This is a genomic window from Pantoea sp. X-Soil-YNGN-785, from assembly GCF_059730585.1.
The window spans coordinates 394,942-412,277 of the sequence record NZ_AP035942.1 but is presented as its reverse complement, the minus strand read 5'-3'; the positions used below and the strand labels follow the sequence as shown (position 1 = coordinate 412,277).

Annotated in this window: 18 protein-coding genes and 1 tRNA gene; 11 read left to right on the top strand and 8 right to left on the bottom strand. The window is 54.4% G+C overall.

Annotated elements, in window-relative coordinates; genetic code table 11:
• Nucleotides 1-29 precede the first annotated feature (29 nt).
• Entirely contained in the window at nt 30-1,403 is a 1,374-nt protein-coding gene (gene degQ, locus AC6I8E_RS01810) for a serine endoprotease DegQ (RefSeq protein ID WP_147789301.1), read from the top strand.
• A gap of 89 nt (nt 1,404-1,492) precedes the next feature.
• Nucleotides 1,493-2,554, top strand: coding sequence for an outer membrane-stress sensor serine endopeptidase DegS (gene degS, locus AC6I8E_RS01805; RefSeq protein ID WP_033781618.1), 1,062 nt, complete (start codon nt 1,493-1,495; stop codon nt 2,552-2,554).
• Between the two features lie 161 nt (nt 2,555-2,715).
• Here degS and epmA read toward each other — a convergent pair whose 3' ends face one another.
• Nucleotides 2,716-3,693 carry an elongation factor P--(R)-beta-lysine ligase gene (epmA, locus tag AC6I8E_RS01800; RefSeq protein ID WP_013359868.1) on the bottom strand — a complete coding sequence of 326 codons (978 nt, stop codon included), beginning with the start codon at nt 3,691-3,693 and terminating at the stop codon, nt 2,716-2,718.
• A gap of 135 nt (nt 3,694-3,828) precedes the next feature.
• Between epmA and AC6I8E_RS01795 the strand changes: the two genes are divergently transcribed.
• The gene (locus tag AC6I8E_RS01795) at nt 3,829-4,353 is read left to right on the top strand and encodes a lipocalin family protein (protein ID WP_033781615.1); all 525 of its coding nucleotides are present in this window, start codon (nt 3,829-3,831) and stop codon (nt 4,351-4,353) included.
• A 55-nt stretch (nt 4,354-4,408) separates the two neighbouring features.
• Here AC6I8E_RS01795 and AC6I8E_RS01790 read toward each other — a convergent pair whose 3' ends face one another.
• From AC6I8E_RS01790 to efp, 3 genes are all read right to left on the bottom strand, one after another.
• Nucleotides 4,409-4,543: an entericidin A/B family lipoprotein gene (locus AC6I8E_RS01790; protein WP_003848302.1), complete on the bottom strand. Its 135-nt coding sequence runs from the start codon at nt 4,541-4,543 to the stop codon at nt 4,409-4,411.
• A gap of 102 nt (nt 4,544-4,645) precedes the next feature.
• Nucleotides 4,646-4,777 (bottom strand): entericidin A/B family lipoprotein, encoded by a 132-nt coding sequence (locus AC6I8E_RS01785; RefSeq protein WP_003848306.1) that lies wholly within the window; start codon nt 4,775-4,777, stop codon nt 4,646-4,648.
• A 51-nt stretch (nt 4,778-4,828) separates the two neighbouring features.
• Nucleotides 4,829-5,395 (bottom strand): elongation factor P, encoded by a 567-nt coding sequence (efp, locus tag AC6I8E_RS01780; protein WP_010251979.1) that lies wholly within the window; start codon nt 5,393-5,395, stop codon nt 4,829-4,831.
• 42 nt (nt 5,396-5,437) lie between these two features.
• On the opposite strand from efp, the gene epmB reads away from it, so the two are divergent.
• Nucleotides 5,438-6,466 (top strand): EF-P beta-lysylation protein EpmB, encoded by a 1,029-nt coding sequence (gene epmB / locus AC6I8E_RS01775; RefSeq protein ID WP_135910355.1) that lies wholly within the window; start codon nt 5,438-5,440, stop codon nt 6,464-6,466.
• 52 nt (nt 6,467-6,518) lie between these two features.
• Here the strand turns inward: epmB and AC6I8E_RS01770 are convergent, their stop codons facing one another.
• The 4 genes from AC6I8E_RS01770 to AC6I8E_RS01755 form a co-directional block, all read right to left on the bottom strand.
• Nucleotides 6,519-6,866 carry a DUF4156 domain-containing protein gene (locus AC6I8E_RS01770; RefSeq protein WP_008925394.1) on the bottom strand — a complete coding sequence of 116 codons (348 nt, stop codon included), beginning with the start codon at nt 6,864-6,866 and terminating at the stop codon, nt 6,519-6,521.
• A gap of 324 nt (nt 6,867-7,190) precedes the next feature.
• Complete coding sequence (groL, locus tag AC6I8E_RS01765) at nt 7,191-8,840, bottom strand: chaperonin GroEL (RefSeq protein ID WP_003848314.1); 1,650 nt, start codon at nt 8,838-8,840, stop codon at nt 7,191-7,193.
• A gap of 48 nt (nt 8,841-8,888) precedes the next feature.
• Nucleotides 8,889-9,182, bottom strand: coding sequence for a co-chaperone GroES (locus tag AC6I8E_RS01760; protein WP_009092502.1), 294 nt, complete (start codon nt 9,180-9,182; stop codon nt 8,889-8,891).
• Between the two features lie 228 nt (nt 9,183-9,410).
• Nucleotides 9,411-9,872 (bottom strand): FxsA family protein, encoded by a 462-nt coding sequence (locus AC6I8E_RS01755; protein ID WP_013359865.1) that lies wholly within the window; start codon nt 9,870-9,872, stop codon nt 9,411-9,413.
• Between the two features lie 327 nt (nt 9,873-10,199).
• On the opposite strand from AC6I8E_RS01755, the gene aspA reads away from it, so the two are divergent.
• From aspA to AC6I8E_RS01720, 7 genes are all read left to right on the top strand, one after another.
• Nucleotides 10,200-11,636 carry an aspartate ammonia-lyase gene (gene aspA / locus AC6I8E_RS01750; protein ID WP_033731988.1) on the top strand — a complete coding sequence of 479 codons (1,437 nt, stop codon included), beginning with the start codon at nt 10,200-10,202 and terminating at the stop codon, nt 11,634-11,636.
• 111 nt (nt 11,637-11,747) lie between these two features.
• Entirely contained in the window at nt 11,748-13,049 is a 1,302-nt protein-coding gene (locus AC6I8E_RS01745) for an anaerobic C4-dicarboxylate transporter (RefSeq protein ID WP_095706330.1), read from the top strand.
• 64 nt (nt 13,050-13,113) lie between these two features.
• Nucleotides 13,114-13,428: a divalent cation tolerance protein CutA gene (cutA, locus tag AC6I8E_RS01740; protein ID WP_013359862.1), complete on the top strand. Its 315-nt coding sequence runs from the start codon at nt 13,114-13,116 to the stop codon at nt 13,426-13,428.
• Nucleotides 13,404-15,104: a protein-disulfide reductase DsbD gene (locus AC6I8E_RS01735; RefSeq protein WP_147789300.1), complete on the top strand. Its 1,701-nt coding sequence runs from the start codon at nt 13,404-13,406 to the stop codon at nt 15,102-15,104. The genes cutA and AC6I8E_RS01735 overlap by 25 nt, the downstream gene beginning before the upstream one ends.
• A gap of 63 nt (nt 15,105-15,167) precedes the next feature.
• A complete protein-coding gene (dicD, locus tag AC6I8E_RS01730; protein ID WP_095706332.1) occupies nt 15,168-15,746 on the top strand; it encodes a division control transcriptional repressor DicD in 579 nt (192 codons plus the stop codon).
• Nucleotides 15,747-15,853: 107 nt separating this feature from the next.
• A tRNA-Phe gene (locus AC6I8E_RS01725) sits at nt 15,854-15,929 on the top strand.
• Between the two features lie 799 nt (nt 15,930-16,728).
• Nucleotides 16,729-17,307 carry a fimbrial protein gene (locus tag AC6I8E_RS01720; protein WP_497824356.1) on the top strand — a complete coding sequence of 193 codons (579 nt, stop codon included), beginning with the start codon at nt 16,729-16,731 and terminating at the stop codon, nt 17,305-17,307.
• The last annotated feature ends 29 nt before the right edge of the window (nt 17,308-17,336 follow it).

Here is a 17,336-nt window from a genome sequence, read left to right as displayed (position 1 = left end):
CCACCTTTTGCAGCGAGAGCGTTGTAGCAATGAAAAAAAAAGCACGCCTGTTTAGCGCATTAGCCCTGAGTATTGGGATGAGCCTTGCCGCCGCGCCAGACGCGATGGCAACGCTGCCAGCACAAATTGCGGGCCAGCCGCTGCCAAGTCTGGCACCGATGCTGGAAAAAGTGTTACCTGCCGTGGTCAGTGTTCACGTGGAAGGCACCGATTCCGGTGCGCAGGCTCAGGATATTCCTGAACCCCTGAAGCGTTTTTTCGGCCAGATGCCCGGCGGAAACAGTCAGCCACAGCCATTTGAAGGCTTAGGTTCTGGCGTCATTATTGATGCCGCTAAAGGCTACGTGCTGACCAACAATCACGTGGTCAACGGTGCGGATAAGATCAACGTACAGCTTGGCGACGGCAGTGAATATGAAGCCAAACTGATCGGCCATGATGAGCAGACCGATATCGCGCTGATTCAGATTCAGGGCGCAAAAAACCTCACGCAGGTGAAAGTCGCAGACTCCGATCAGCTGAAAGTGGGTGATTTCGCAGTGGCGATCGGTAACCCGTTTGGCCTGGGACAGACCGCCACCTCCGGGATTATCTCGGCGCTGGGCCGCAGCGGCCTGAACCTGGAAGGGCTGGAAAACTTTATTCAGACCGATGCTGCCATTAACCGCGGCAACTCAGGCGGTGCGCTGGTCAACCTTAACGGTGAGCTGATCGGTATCAACACCGCGATTCTGGCCTCCAGCGGCGGCAACATTGGCATCGGATTTGCGATTCCGAGCGATATGGCGATGAACCTCGCGCAACAGCTGATCAAATTTGGTGAAGTGAAGCGCGGTCAGCTCGGCATCAAAGGCACTGAAATGACGGCCGATATGGCTAAAGCGTTCAATGTCGATGCGCAGCGCGGCGCCTTTGTCTCAGAAGTCTTACCGCAATCTGCCGCACAGAAAGCGGGCGTGAAGTCAGGCGATATCATTACGTCGATTAACGATAAGCCGATTACCAGCTTCGCAGAGCTGCGTGTCAAAGTGGGCACCACGCCGCCAGGCGAACAGGTTAAACTTGGCCTGCTGCGCGAAGGTAAGCCGCTAACCGTTACCGTCACGCTGGAACAGAGCGCCCAGAGTACCGCCAGCGCTCAGCTGATGTCACCTGCACTTCAGGGCGCAACCCTGAGTGATGGACAGACCAAAACCGGTGATAAAGGCGTGAAGGTCGATACCATCGAAAAAGGCACGCCGGCTGAACAGGTTGGCCTGCAGAAAGATGATGTGATTATCGGCGTTAACCGCAATCGCGTTCAGACCATTGCAGAAATGCGTAAAATTCTGGAAGGAAAACCGCCGGTACTGGCACTGAATGTGGTGCGCGGCGATGAAAGTATCTATCTGTTGTTGAGATAAACCTCGCATTACGGCGGACACAAGCGCGTGTGTGTCCGCCGCTCTCATGTTATTCTCCCCTGCGATCTCCCCTGGCGTGATTTAACACCATGTTTCTTAAACTTTTGCGTGCCGTGGTGCTGGGCCTGATTGTGGCGGGTATTTTGCTCGCAGCACTGCCTGCACTGCGTATGGGCAGCGACGCCCTCTATAACCACGAAAATATTACCGACGAAACGCCCTTTAGCTTCAATCAGGGGGTGCGCCGCGCCGTGCCTGCCGTTGTGAACGTTTACAACCGCAGCGCTCATGGCAACAACAATCGTGGCATCACTACCCTGGGTTCAGGGGTGATCATGAATACGAAAGGCTACATCCTTACCAATAAGCATGTGATCAACAATGCCGATCAGATTATCGTGGCGCTGCAGGATGGCCGCTTCTTTGAAGCGACGCTGGTGGGTTCCGATGGCATGACCGATCTGGCCGTACTGAAGATTACCGCTTCAGGCCTGCCTGTTATCCCGATTAATCCCAACCGACAGCCGCATATCGGCGATGTGGTAATGGCGATCGGTAACCCCTATAACCTCGGTCAGACGGTAACGCAGGGCATTATCAGCGCCACGGGCCGCGTAGGTCTGAGTTCGTCAGGCCGACAGAACTTCCTGCAGACGGATGCCTCAATCAACCAGGGTAACTCCGGCGGTGCGCTGATTAACTCGCTTGGCGAACTGATGGGCATTAACACCCTGACGTTTGATAAGAGTAATGATGGTGAAACCCCGGAAGGCATCGGTTTCGCCATTCCAACTGTCTTAGCCTCAAAAATCATGGATAAGCTGATTCGTGATGGCCGGGTCATCCGCGGCTATATCGGCATTACCGGGCGTGAGTTGCCGCCGCTGCACGGACAGGGCAGCAATCTGGATCGGGTTCAGGGGATTATTGTCAGTGTGGTCACGCCAGATGGACCGGCAGATAAAGCCGGGATTCAGGCCAACGATGTATTGCTCAGCGTCAACGGCAAGCCCGCCATCTCCGCGCAGGAGACCATGGATCAGGTGGCCGAAATTCGTCCGGGTTCAGTAATTGATGTACAGGTGCTGCGAAACGACCAGAAGCTGACGCTGCCAGTAACCATTCAGGAGTTTCCGGATAGCAGCAGCTGATTGGCGGGGTTGTAGACTAACAGCAATGCCTTAGCCTGACGGGCAGGGGGGGGCCCATCTGAAGAGCAAAGCGTCCGAGCCAGGATGGCGAGGCCGACCTGCAGGGATGCAGGTTTCCTTTGCGATCAGATGGGCCATCCCCGCCCTTTTCACCCGGACGTTTAGCAACGATCCACCGGAAACGCGATCACTTCACTCAATGACTCCGCTTTCAACGCCAGCATGATCAGGCGATCGATACCCAGCGCGACCCCGGAACAGGCTGGCATGCCATGCGCCAGTGCATCCAGCAGATAGGTATCAATCGGATGCACAGGCAGGCCGCGCGCTGCACGGCGACGGTTATCCTGCTCAAAGCGCTGACGCTGCTCACGGCTGTCGGTCAGCTCACGGAAACCGTTCGCCAGCTCAATGCCCTTGTAATAGACCTCGAAACGCTCGGCCACACGATGATCTTCCGTACTGATCTCAGCCAGTGCCGCCTGGCTGGCCGGGAAGTGATAAACGAAGCAGGGTTTATCCTGACCAATCTTTGGTTCCACACCCAGCATAAACAGCAGCATCAGCAAGGTATCGCGATCCTCTTCTGCGCGCGCCAGCTCACCTTCACCCAGCTTCTCTGCTGCTTCACGCAACTGCGCTTTGTCCGCTGACAGCGGATCCAGATCCAGATGGCGGATAAATGCCTGCTGATACGAGAGCGACTCGGCGCTGTCACACTCCAGCACCTGCTGCATCAGATCGTCGACTTCGTTCATCAGACGGTACATGTCGTAATGCGGACGATACCACTCCAGCATGGTAAATTCGGGGTTATGGTGCCGTCCCGCCTCTTCATTGCGGAAGCTGCGCGCCATCTGGTAGATCGGGCCACTGCCCGCCGCCAGCAGGCGTTTCATATGATATTCCGGGCTGGTCATCAGCCAGAGATCGCGCCCCTGCGCCGCACCAGGCCCGACAAAACGCGTCTGGAAGGGCACCAGATGGATATCGGTAATCGTTGCCTGGCTCATCGCCGGCGTATCGACTTCCAGCACGCCGCGATCGGCAAAGAAACGACGCACTTCGGCTAAAATAGCGGCGCGTTTTAACAAATTGGCGATGGATGCGCTTGGTTGCCAGCTTGCCGTTTCGCTCATGGTGATGACTCCTGATACAAATTAGGGGGGGAAGTCTACCTGCAATGCCTGCGGCAAACAATCTCGTGCCCGCGCTGCCAAAAACAGCGTTTCGGCTTCTATACTTAAGCGGTTAAATCACAAAGGAATCCCACTATGTCTCCATGGAAAACAGTTGTTGCCAGCCTGAGTGCTTTTCTCTCAGTTGCCTGTAGCACCACGCCGCCAAAGAACGTCACGGTCATTGATAACTTTGACAGTCAGCGCTATCTCGGTCAGTGGTATGAGATTGCCCGCCTCAACCATCCCTTTGAGCGTGGCCTTGAGCAGGTGACGGCAAACTACAGCCCGCGTGAAGATGGCGGCCTGAAGGTGATTAATCGTGGCTATAACGTCAAAAAGCAGCGCTGGCAGGAGAGCGTCGGTAAAGCCTACTTTACTGGTGAACCTCAGCGTGCGTCGCTGAAAGTCTCTTTCTTTGGCCCCTTCTACGGTGGCTATAACGTTATCGCACTGGATCCCGACTATCGCTATGCGCTGGTGTGCGGCCCGAATCGCCACTATCTCTGGATACTGTCACGGACACCCCAACTGGAGCCGGGTGTAAAAGAGAAACTGGTTGAGCAGGCGCGTCGGGATGGTTTCCCGGTCGAAGAGCTAATCTGGGTAAAACAGAAATAGTGCAGATTATGACAAGCCGGTACGAAAAGCCTTTCGTACCGGTTGGAATAACAGGTTACTTCGTGCTGTTCTGAATCGCCTGGCCACCCGCCTCGACATCTTCACCGACACCGCGCGTGGTATTACACGCCGTCAGCAGAGAAGAGAGCACCAGTACAGAGAAGATTGCGGCAATACTTTTCTTTAACATAACAATGTCCTTTTTGATGGATGTAAAGTACAGCGCTTTAAGCATAGCCGGATTTCAGGCAGTTGCTGCGGGCGGGACTCTAAAAAGGACAATCAGTTAAGGTCATTTTGCCGCACGCGAAATGGCACCGCCTAAGTGGGAGACATCTTCGCCAAAACCGTGGAATGTGTTGCAGGCGCTAAGCGCAGAAGAGACCAGCAACGCGAATGCGATTAATTTTGCCAGCTTGATCATTTTTTTCTCTCAGACAAGAAAAAGGCGCACCAGAAGATGCGCCTGCGAATCTTATTTCACGCGTGACACGTATTCGCCAGAGCGGGTGTCAACTTTGACCACTTCGCCCTCTTGCACGAACAATGGCACTTTCACCACGGCGCCGGTAGACAGCTTGGCTGGCTTGCCGCCAGTACCCGCAGTATCACCTTTCAGACCTGGATCGGTTTCGATAACTTCAGCTTCGATAAAGTTCGGCGGCTGAACGGCGATTGGACGACCATTCCACAGCGTAACGATACATTCAGCGTTATCCTGCAGCCATTTCGCTGCATCGCTTACCGTCTTCTCTTCAACCTGGAACTGCTCAAAGCTTTCCGGGTGCATGAAGTGGTAGAACTCGCCGTCGTTGTACAGGTAGTTCAGGTTGGTATCTACAACGTCTGCACCTTCAGCGGAGTCGGTAGATTTAAAAGTTTTCTCAACGCGAGAACCCGTCAGCAGGCGACGCATTTTAACGCGTGCGAATGCCTGACCTTTACCCGGTTTAACGAACTCACTGGATTCGATGGCATACGGCTCGCCTTCGAACATGATTTTAAGACCGGGACGGAAATCGTTGCTAGAATAAGTCGCCATGAAGGCCCTCTACGAAAATTGACACTGGTACTAAGCCAAAAAATGGCACACATTGTAACCCTAAAAACACCTTCCAGAGAAGATTGGTTGCAGCAACTTGCGGATGTTGTCACCGAACCTGATGAATTACTGCGGATTTTAGCCCTTGATCAGCACACTGAACTGGCTGAAGGTGCGGATGCGCGGCGTCTTTTCGCCCTGCGTGTCCCGCATGCGTTCATCCGCCGGATGAAAAAAGGCGATGCGCACGACCCGCTGCTGCTTCAGGTACTGACCCGCCGCCAGGAATTCATCGATGCGCCAGGTTATAGCACCGATCCACTCGATGAACAAAGCAACGTTGTACCTGGATTGCTGCATAAATACCGAAACCGGGCGTTATTGCTGGTAAAAGGCGGCTGCGCCGTCAACTGTCGCTACTGCTTCCGTCGTCATTTCCCTTATCAGGACAATCCCGGCAACAAGCGTAGCTGGCAGGCTGCACTGGACTATATCGCCGATCATCCTGAGCTGGATGAGATCATTTTTTCCGGCGGCGATCCGTTGATGGCGAAAGATCATGAGCTCGCCTGGCTGATCGCGGCGCTGGAACAGATCCCGCACCTGAAGCGTCTGCGCATACATAGTCGTTTACCGGTAGTGATCCCGGCGCGTATCACCGATCAGCTCTGTCAGATGCTCAGCGAAACCCGCCTGCAGGTGCTGATGGTAACGCACATCAACCATGCGCAGGAGATCGATGATGAATTGCGTGAGGCGATGAGCAGCCTGAAGCGTGCCGGTGTCACCCTGCTGAATCAGAGCGTGCTGTTGCGCGGCATCAACGATAATGCCCGGACGCTGGCCACCCTGAGCAATGCGCTGTTTGATGCCGGTATTCTGCCCTACTATCTGCATGTGCTGGATAAGGTACAGGGTGCCGCGCACTTCTTTGTGTCAGATGAGGAAGCCCGTCAACTGGTGCGTGCGCTGTTGTCACAGGTCTCGGGTTATCTGGTGCCAAAGCTGGCGCGTGAAATTGGTGGAGAGCCAAGTAAAACACCACTGGATTTACAGCTGCGTCAGGAATAAAAACGGCCAGCAAAAAGCTGGCCGATTAAATAAAGCAGACGCCCGATTCACATTATGGGCACTTATAAACCTGGCCGGTCATTTTGCTGTCGAGTGGCGCGAACGCGGACAACAGATTCTGCGTCGGGCTGGTTGCACCGTAAATGACGTTGCCGCCCATCTCCGCTGCGCGATTGCGCAGATCATTCGCTGCACCGCGCAGTGCGCTGGTTTCGCCGCCTGCACCGCTCAGCCAGTTGCTCTGTGAGCCGGTGATATTGCCCAGAAGCTGGCAGTTATTGCCAGGCTGCTGATCGGTAAACGTTACACGCTGTCCTGCTGAAGAGAGTTGCGTAGAGCTGCTGCAGCCCGCCAGCAATAACGCGCCAGCCGTCAGTCCGAGCAAGAGGTTAATCCGCATTGTAATCCCCATTTATTATCATCAGAGTCGGGTGGCAGCGTAGCAGAAAAAGATCACTTTTTTCTGAACATTCATTGCCTTAATCCCGTTATATCACCTCAATATTTCATACTGAGTTCAGGCTGGCAGATTGGCGCATCCCGATAAACTTACAGCAGTAAGTCAATCCGGCAGGGCGGCAACAGTCAGCGCGCAGACAGCGGGAGATATCAAGAGGAAAGACGAACGATTGCGCCACTACTTATACTATTTTCCTGCCCAAAAGAAAAACCCCCGACCGTTTCCGATCGGGGGTTCTGAGATGACTTAAGCAGTCAACGGCAATTACATCATGCCGCCCATACCGCCCATGCCACCCATACCGCCAGCGCCGCCGCCTAAATCAGGTGCGTCGCCTTTTGGCAGGTCAGTGACCATACATTCGGTGGTGATCATCAGACCAGCAACAGAGGCCGCGTACTGCAGAGCAGAACGGGTCACTTTGGTTGGGTCCAGGATACCGAAGTCGATCATGTTGCCGTACTCTTCAGTCTGCGCGTTGTAACCGTAGTTACCGTCGCCCGCTTTCACGTTGTTAGCAACAACGGATGGCTCTTCACCGGCGTTAGAGACGATCTGACGCAGTGGAGATTCCATTGCGCGCAGCGCAACTTTGATACCGACGTTCTGATCTTCGTTCTGACCACGCAGATCGGCCAGCTGTGCGGCAACGCGAACCAGCGCCACACCACCACCTGCAACCACGCCTTCTTCGACAGCAGCACGGGTTGCGTGCAGCGCATCTTCAACGCGGGCTTTCTTCTCTTTCATTTCAACTTCAGTTGCTGCGCCTACTTTCAGAACGGCTACGCCGCCTGCCAGTTTCGCTACGCGCTCCTGCAGTTTTTCTTTGTCGTAGTCAGAGGTTGCTTCTTCAATCTGCTGACGAATCTGGGTCACACGGCCCTGGATTGTCGCCTCTTCACCCACACCGTCGATGATGGTGGTGGTGTCTTTGTTGATCACAACGCGTTTAGCCTGGCCCAGATCTTCCAGCGCCGCTTTTTCCAGTTCCATACCGATCTCTTCAGAGATCACAGTACCACCGGTCAGGATAGCGATATCCTGCAGCATAGCTTTACGACGGTCGCCGAAGCCTGGTGCTTTAACCGCAGCCACTTTCACGATGCCGCGCATGGTGTTAACCACCAGTGTTGCCAGCGCTTCGCCTTCAACATCTTCCGCGATGATCAGCAATGGTTTGCCTGCTTTCGCAACAGCTTCCAGCACTGGCAGCATTTCACGGATGTTAGAAATTTTCTTGTCAGCCAGCAGGATGAACGGAGATTCCAGTTCAATCGCGCCAGTTTCTGGCTTGTTGATGAAGTAAGGAGAGAGGTAGCCACGATCGAACTGCATACCTTCAACCACATCCAGCTCGTCCTGCAGGCCGGTGCCTTCTTCAACGGTGATCACGCCTTCTTTACCGACTTTTTCCATCGCCTGAGCAATCAGCTGGCCTACGGTTTCATCGGAGTTAGCAGAGATAGTACCAACCTGTGCAATCGCTTTAGAGTCTGAGCAAGGCACAGACAGCGCTTTCAGTTTCTCAACTGCAGCGATAACGGCCTGGTCGATACCGCGCTTCAGGTCCATCGGGTTCATACCCGCTGCGACCGCTTTCAGGCCTTCGGTGATGATTGACTGTGCCAGTACGGTTGCCGTGGTGGTACCGTCGCCCGCAGCGTCGTTCGCTTTAGAGGCCACTTCTTTCACCATCTGCGCGCCCATGTTCTCGAACTTGTCTTCCAGCTCGATTTCACGTGCCACAGAAACACCATCTTTAGTGATGGTCGGTGCACCAAAAGATTTATCCAGAACCACGTTACGGCCTTTCGGGCCCAGGGTAACTTTTACTGCATCTGCCAGTACGTTCACGCCACGCAGCATTTTTACGCGAGCGTCATTACCGAATTTTACGTCTTTAGCTGCCATTTCAATTGTCCCTTAAATTCGTTTCGTTCAGTGAGTTACGCGAAAAAATTACGCTTCAACAATCGCCAGAATGTCGCTTTCAGAGATGATCAGCACTTCTTCGTTGTCGATCTTTTCGGTTTTAGCACCGTAACCTTCATTGAAGATCACGACATCACCAACCTTCACGTCCAGCGGCTTAACGTCGCCACTCTCAAGGATGCGGCCATTGCCGACAGCCAGAACTTCACCACGGGTGGATTTACCTGCTGCGGAACCGGTCAGCACGATGCCGCCAGCTGATTTAGCTTCAACTTCTTTACGCTTGACGATGACGCGATCGTGCAATGGACGAATTTTCATTTGATAGCTCTCCTTTGAGAAGTCCAATCATTCAGTTTTGGGGTTGAACACCGGGCTGCATGGCTTCCGGCCTCGTGACCAGAGAGATAGGGCCATACCCACCTGCTTTCAAGGGGGAGGACAACAAATTTTTTACGCGAACGTGATAAGTGGCGGCTTTTTGAACAGAAGGCGCGACAAATAAAAAACGCAGCCCGGAGGCTGCGCTTTCAAAAGTAACCGCTGTGATTAACGATCCTTGTGATCGTCATGGTGCTCAAGGCGATCGCTGTTTTTACGTTCGAATTCGCCATCCATGGTGTAACCACTGTCCGGTCCGGCACCCGGTCCGCGCCAGACGCGCAGATGGGGCATCAGCTTCAGCGTCAGATGCTTCTGCACCGGTGGCAGCAGCAGCAACAGACCGAGCAGGTCAGTAAAGAAGCCCGGCAACAGCAGCAGGAAACCGGCGATGATCAGCGATACGCTTTTGATCATCTCACTGGCAGGACTTTCGTTACGCGCCAGCTTCTCCTGCATCAGCATGAAGTTCTTCATGCCCTGATTTTTGACCAGCGACACCCCGATGCACGAGGTGAAGACCACCAGCAGCATGGTCAGCAGCACGCCCATGACGTGCGCAACCTGAATGAAGAGCGAAATCTCGATCCAGGCCAGAACAAAAAAGACTAATAACGGTATCCAGCGCACCGTACTCTCCTGTAAGTAGGGCTGAACGGCAGCGTGCCGGTCAGCAGAAAGCGTTCATCCTGAGGATGATAAGAAAAGAGATGGGCACCCACGCCGCCATTTTCAACCGATCCTGTCAAATTTATCCTGCGGGGTTAATTTTGTAACCAACTTCACATATCGTTAACCAGACGGCAGCATTAAGTGATCTGCATGCGTGCTTTTCTTATGCATCAGAATATGATCGCACATGCCACGGTGAAGACGGATAATATGTCGGCACGGGCACACCACAACAAAATAAACACATCCTTTGTGATGGTTAGCGGCAACAACAAGAAGGTTATCATGGCGAACAACATTCGTATCGAAGAAGACCTGTTAGGTATGCGCGAAGTTCCGGCGGATGCCTATTATGGCGTTCATACTCTGCGTGCGATTGAAAATTTTTATATCAGCAACAGTAAAATCAGCGACATACCTGAATTTGTCCGCGGTATGGTGATGGTAAAAAAAGCGGCAGCGATGGCCAATAAAGAGCTGCAGACCATCCCGCGTAACATTGCCGATACCATCATTAAGGCCTGCGACGAAGTGCTGAACAACGGTCGCTGTATGGACCAGTTCCCCGTGGATGTCTATCAGGGCGGGGCCGGAACCTCGGTCAATATGAACACCAATGAGGTACTGGCAAACATCGGCCTGGAGCTGATGGGCCACCAGAAAGGGGAATATCAGTACCTTAACCCCAACGATCATGTGAACAAATGCCAGTCCACTAACGACGCCTACCCGACCGGTTTTCGCATTGCCGTTTACAGCTCGCTGCTGAAACTGCTTGATGGCATCAGCCAGCTGGCCGAAGGCTTCCAGCACAAAGCCGATGAATTCCAGACCATCCTGAAAATGGGCCGCACCCAGTTGCAGGATGCCGTGCCAATGACCCTCGGTCAGGAGTTTCACGCTTTCAGCGTGCTGCTGAATGAAGAGACCAAAAGCATTCTGCGCACTGCTGAACTGCTGCTGGAAGTGAACCTGGGCGCGACCGCCATCGGCACCCGCCTCAATACCCCGGAAGGCTATCAGCATCTGGCGGTTCAGCGTCTGGCGGAAGTCAGCAATCTGCCGGTGGTGCCAGCGGAAGATCTGATTGAAGCGACCTCTGACTGCGGTGCCTATGTGATGGTCCATTCATCACTGAAACGTCTGGCGGTGAAGCTCTCTAAAATCTGTAATGACCTGCGCCTGCTCTCCTCCGGTCCACGCGCCGGGCTGAACGAAATCAACCTGCCAGAGCTGCAGGCGGGTTCCTCTATCATGCCGGCCAAGGTCAATCCGGTCGTGCCAGAGGTCGTTAACCAGGTCTGCTTCAAAGTGATCGGCAACGACATCACCGTAACGATGGCTTCGGAAGCCGGCCAGTTGCAGCTTAACGTGATGGAGCCGGTAATTGGCCAGGCGCTGTTTGAGTCAATCAGCATCCTGACGAATGCCTGCTACAACCTGCTGGAGAAGTGCGTCAACGGCATTACTGCTAACCGCGCGGTGTGCGAAGCCTACGTCTTCAACTCGATTGGTATCGTCACTTACCTCAACCCGTATATCGGCCACCACAACGGCGATATCGTTGGAAAAATCTGTGCGGAAACCGGTAAAAGCGTGCGTGAGGTGGTGCTGGAGCGCGGACTGCTGACGGAAAGTGAGCTGGACGATATCTTCTCAGTGCAGAACCTGATGTACCCGGTTTATAAAGCGAAACGTTATACCGATGAAAACGAACAGTAAGGCTTAACCGACGCTGGTTAACCAAAGGCACACCGCGATCAACACGGTGTGCCTTTTTTTTTGTTACACAGCACACCCAGGTTTTACCGGTTTACTTTACAGGAGTGATTCATGTTTGTGGTTGAGCTGCTTATCGTCTTAATGGCGATCTGGTTGGGCGCGCGTCTTGGCGGCATTGGCATCGGGTTCGCCGGCGGCATGGGCGTGCTGGTGCTGACGCTGGGATTTGGCATGGCACCCGGTGCTATCCCGTTCGATGTGATCGAAATCATCATGGCGGTGATCGCCGCAATCGCCGCCATGCAGGTGGCGGGCGGCATGGATTATCTGGTGAGCCTGGCGGAACGCCTGCTGCGCCGTCATCCGCGCCATGTCACTCTACTGGCTCCGCTGGTGACCTATCTGATGACGCTGCTGGCCGGAACCGGGCACACCGCGTTCTCGACGCTGCCGGTGATTGCCGAAGTCGCGAAGGAGCAAGGCGTTCGCCCTTCCCGACCGCTGTCGATTGCGGTGGTGGCTTCGCAGATCGCGATTACCGCGTCACCGATTTCAGCCGCGGTGGTCTTCTTCGCCACCCTGCTTGAACCGCGCGGCGTCAGCTACATCACGCTGCTGGCGATTGCCATCCCCTCAACTATGGTGGGTCTCTTCCTGGCGGCACTGGTGACCAACTTCCTGGGCCGTGAGCTGAAAGATGATGAGGTCTATCAGGCACGTCTCGCCAAAGGCGAAGTCACGCTGCGCGGTGCCAGCATCTTCCAGGCAAAACCGGGCGCGAAAAAGTCGGTGCTGCTGTTTCTGACAGGGATTGTGGCCGTGGTGCTCTATGCCACCGCGACCAGCGCCAGCGTCGGCCTGATCGCCAATCCGCCGCTGCCACGTAACGAAGCGATTGTGGTATTTATGCTGACCATCGCCACGCTGATCAGCCTGACCTGCAAACTCGACACCAGCGAAATCCTTAGTGCCAGCACCTTTAAATCCGGCATGAGCGCCTGTATCTGCGTGATGGGCGTTGCCTGGCTGGGCGATACCTTTGTCAAAGCGCATCTGGCGGAGATCCAGATGCTGGCGGGCGACGCGCTGAAAACCTATCCATGGATGCTGGCGCTGGTGCTGTTTTTCGCCTCCATGCTGCTCTACTCACAGGCCGCTACCACTAAAGCACTGATGCCCGCCGCGCTGCTGCTGGGCGTGACGCCGCTGACGGCCATCGCGTCATTCGCAGCGGTTTCGGCGCTGTTTGTGCTGCCGACCTACCCGACCCTGCTGGCCGCCGTGGAGATGGATGACACCGGCTCAACCCGGATTGGCAAGTTTGTCTTTAACCATGCCTTTATTATTCCCGGCGTGATCGCCATTGCGCTGTCGGTACTCTCCGGCTTCGTCTTTGGCGGCTTGCTGTTATAGCGCCGTCATCGTGTTACGGATGGAGCGTGCTATCATCGGCGCTCTTTTCAACAGGAGTCACAGGATGAACGCTGTCGTGATCCTCTGCACCGTGCCCGATCAGGCCACGGCAGAAAAACTTGCTGCCCTGGCGCTGGAAGCCCGACTGGCGGCCTGCGTCACAATGCTGCCGGGCGCGACCTCCTGGTATCTCTGGCAGGGCAAAATGGAGCAGAGCAGCGAAGTCCAGATGCTGCTGAAGTGCGACAGCGATCATCAGCAGGCGCTGTGTGACCTGCTCAAACAGGCGCATCCCTACGACGTGCCTGAACTGCTGGCGCTACCGGTTCAATATGGAGACAGTGAATACTTGTCATGGCTGCACGCATCTCTCGCTTAATTACGCTTCTGCTGACGCTGTTTATCTGTCTGCAGTCGCACGCATCACTCTTTTCAAATCCGGCGACCAGCCGCTTTGTGCCGGTCGATCAGGCGTTTACGTTTGACTTTGACCAGCAGGGCGCGCAGCTCAACCTGCACTGGAAAGTGAAACCGGGTTACTACCTTTATCGCCAGCAAATCCACATCACGCCGCAGAACGCGACCATTGCGCCGCTGACGCTGCCCGCCGGTCAGCCGCATGAAGATGAATTCTTCGGCAAAAGTGAGATCTATCCGCAGGACCTGACGCTGCCGGTGACGCTGAAACAGGCAGGCCCTGATGCTACGCTTAGCGTCACGTATCAGGGCTGTGCCGCCGCCGGATTCTGTTATCCGCCTGAGACACGCAGCGTGCCAGTAAGTGAGATAGCAGCCAGCAGCGCGCCAGCACCGGTCAGTGCTCAGCCCGCGCCCGCCAGTCCGCTGCCCTTTTCTCCGCTCTGGGCGTTATTGATCGGCATCGGCGTGGCGTTTACCCCCTGCGTACTGCCGATGTATCCACTGATCTCCGGCATCATCCTTGGCGGCAAGCGCCACTATTCGCTGGGCCGACTATTTGCGCTGGCAATGGTCTATGTCCAGGGAATGGCGCTGACCTATACGTTATTAGGGATGGTGGTCGCGGCCGCGGGGCTGCGCTTCCAGGCTGCGTTGCAGCACCCCTACGTGCTGTTCACGCTCTCCCTGCTGTTCATCGTGCTGGCGCTGTCGATGTTCGGCCTGTTTACGCTGCAACTGCCCGCCAGCCTGCAAACCCGTCTGACCCTGTGGAGCAATCGCCAGCAGGGAGGATCGCTGCCCGGCGTCTTCCTGATGGGTGCGCTGGCAGGTTTGATCTGTTCGCCCTGCACCACGGCCCCGCTCAGTGCCATTCTGCTTTACATCGCGCAGAGCGGAAATCTGTGGGCCGGTGCCGGAACGCTGTGGCTCTATGCGGTCGGCATGGGCTTACCGCTGATTGCCGTGACCCTGTTTGGTAACCGGCTGCTGCCGAAAAGCGGCCCGTGGATGCAAACCGTTAAAGAAGGCTTTGGCTTTGTCATCCTGGCGTTGCCGGTCTTCCTGCTGGAGCGGGTGCTGGGTGACGCGTGGGGAGTGCGGCTCTGGAGCCTGCTCGGCGTGGCCTTCTTCGGCTGGGCGTTCACCGTCAGCCTGCACGCCAGCAGCGGTAAGTGGCGCGTGGTGCAGATTATCATGCTGGCCGCTGCGCTGATCAGCGCGCGTCCGTTGCAGGACTGGGCCTTTGGCGGTCAGGCCGCGCAGCATGCTGTAGCACCGCTGCCGTTCCAGACGCTTCAGACACCGCAGCAGCTCAATAGCGCGCTGCAGCAGGCCCGCGGCCGCATCACCATGGTCGATCTCTACGCTGACTGGTGCGTCGCCTGCAAAGAGTTTGAAAAATATACCTTTAGTGATAGCGCCGTGCGCGATAGCCTGAGTCAGGTACAGCTGCTTCAGGCCAACGTCACCGCCAACAGCGCCAGCGACAACGCGCTGTTGCAGCATCTTCAGGTGCTGGGCTTACCGACGATTTTGTTCTTCGATGCGCAGGGCCATGAAGTCCCCGATTCGCGCATCACCGGGTTTCTCAATGCCGCCGACTTCAGAGCGCATTTGCAGAAACTTACCCCGTAAACAACACTGGAGTCAGGTCATTGCCCGGTGAATGACCGGGCCTGCATACCAGAGGAGAGTCACTTGCAGCGTGAACAGATACTCGAGCATGCATTGAATGTGCTTGAACAAAACGGCCTCGCCGCCACCCTCTCATTGGAAACCCTGGCGGGACAGACTGAATTAACCCTTGAGCAGCTTCAGCTGTTCTGGCCCGATCGTGACGCTCTGCTCTATGATGCGCTGCGCTATCACGGCCAGCAGATCGAAACCTGGCGACGCCAGATCCTGCTGGATGAATCGCTGTCACCGGATCAGAAGCTGATGGCGCGCTATGAAGTACTGGGTGAGCAGGTCAGTAAGGGACGCTTTCCAGGTTGCCTGTTTATCGCCGCCTGCAGCTTCTATCCACAGCCCGATCAGCCCATTCATCAGCTAGCCGAGCAGCAGAAACGCGGCTCCTGGCAGTTCACCCATGAGATTCTGGTAGAGCAGGCGCTGGATAATCCCAGTATGGTCGCCGATCAGATGGAGCTGATCCTTGAAGGCTGCCTGAGCAAGCTGCTGGTGAAGCGTAATGTGCAGGATGTCGCCACCGCTCAGCGGCTGGCAGAGGATGTGTACAGCATCGCACTGTGCCGTAAAAATGGTGCGCTGGCCTGAGGTTTTGCCCGCTTTGACTGAAAATCAGGCAATCAGTCACGTTTCCAGGGGTTTTTTAGTGAAAGCCGTTGACGACCCGCGGCCTTTACGGTTTAATGCGCCCCGTTGCCCGAATAGCTCAGTCGGTAGAGCAGGGGATTGAAAATCCCCGTGTCCCTGGTTCGATTCCGGGTTCGGGCACCAAAATTTAAAGAAACCCGCCTTTGGCGGGTTTTTTGCTTTTGGGACGCCAGTCCCCGTACCTCTGCCGTGTTTCCCACCATCCCTGGTTTATGTGCACTATTCTGCTGTTGTCCGCCAGCCCCGAGAGTCAGGCATGACGACTGAACTGACCCTCAATTATCCTCTGTACGCTTTAATGAACCTATTCGCTATATTAATGGCCATCCCGGTAAAGACCCGGCGATCATGCTCGCTGTCACAAACAGGGATCCAGCTAGTCTCTACTTGCCCGGGCTATCCCCTTTTATCCAACAGTCCAGAATGGCATTTAAAAAAATCATTATAAACGATCTTTCATGATCTTCATCAAGGCATTTTCTGTGGGCAGAAGAGATAACATCTTTCTCATTTATTACGATAGAAATACGAATCAAAATAAATATCAAATGATGATGAAATTATTATTCACTCTCAGGGAAAAGCTAAACTCATAAACCTCACCATTTCATTAAAAATAAATAACCTATTAACATAAGTTTTCAATATAGAATAGTTATTCATCAACACCCTGCCCATACAATAAAAAACCACAGGTGCTTTTTTCTTAAATAAATTATAATGCCCCCATCTTATTATTAAGAGGAGGGAATCGCCCCACATACATCGAAACAGCAAAAACAAACAATAAAGAAAAAAATAAATTATATTAAAATCCAACACCTGTGCTTTCGCATATTTACAGTAAAAATAATTTTTATATTTATTGTCAGCCCTTATTTACAAAACACAACAAAGCAAACTCAACAATAAAGGTGATTACATGAAATTAAATAAAAAAGACCTTCTGGTATTAGGTGCTTCAGCTCTGTTTCCGATGGGCTCAGCGCTGGCGGCAACGGCCAGCGGTGGTTCTGTCAATTTTAACGGAAGCGTCGTGACATCAGCCTGCGCCATCAGTGCCAACAGCGCAAACATTGATGTTGATATGGGTGAAGTCCGTACTGCAACGCTGGCCGCTGCAGGCAGTGAAGCAAGCGTGGCAAAAACGTTCTCTATCGCCCTGGAGGATTGCGCAATTGCTGATACCTCAGCTTCTACAGAAGAGAACCCGGTTGCTGCGACCACTGTCTCGGTGACCTTTTCAGGTACGCCAGATGCTAATGATGCCAACAGCCTGGCGGCGGGTGTAAACGGTGGTACAGCCTCTGCGCAGAATGTGGCCATTCGTCTTTATGACGAACAGGGCAATGTCGTAAAACTGGGTGAAGCAGCGAAAGCAACGCCACTGCGTAAAGGCTCTAACACGCTGAACTTTAGCGCTAAATATTATTCCCCGACCGGTGGTGCCACTGCGGGCGATGCCAGTGCAGTTGCCACCTACACCGTAACCTACTCGTAACCGTTATGCCCGGTTTAACGACCGGGCAT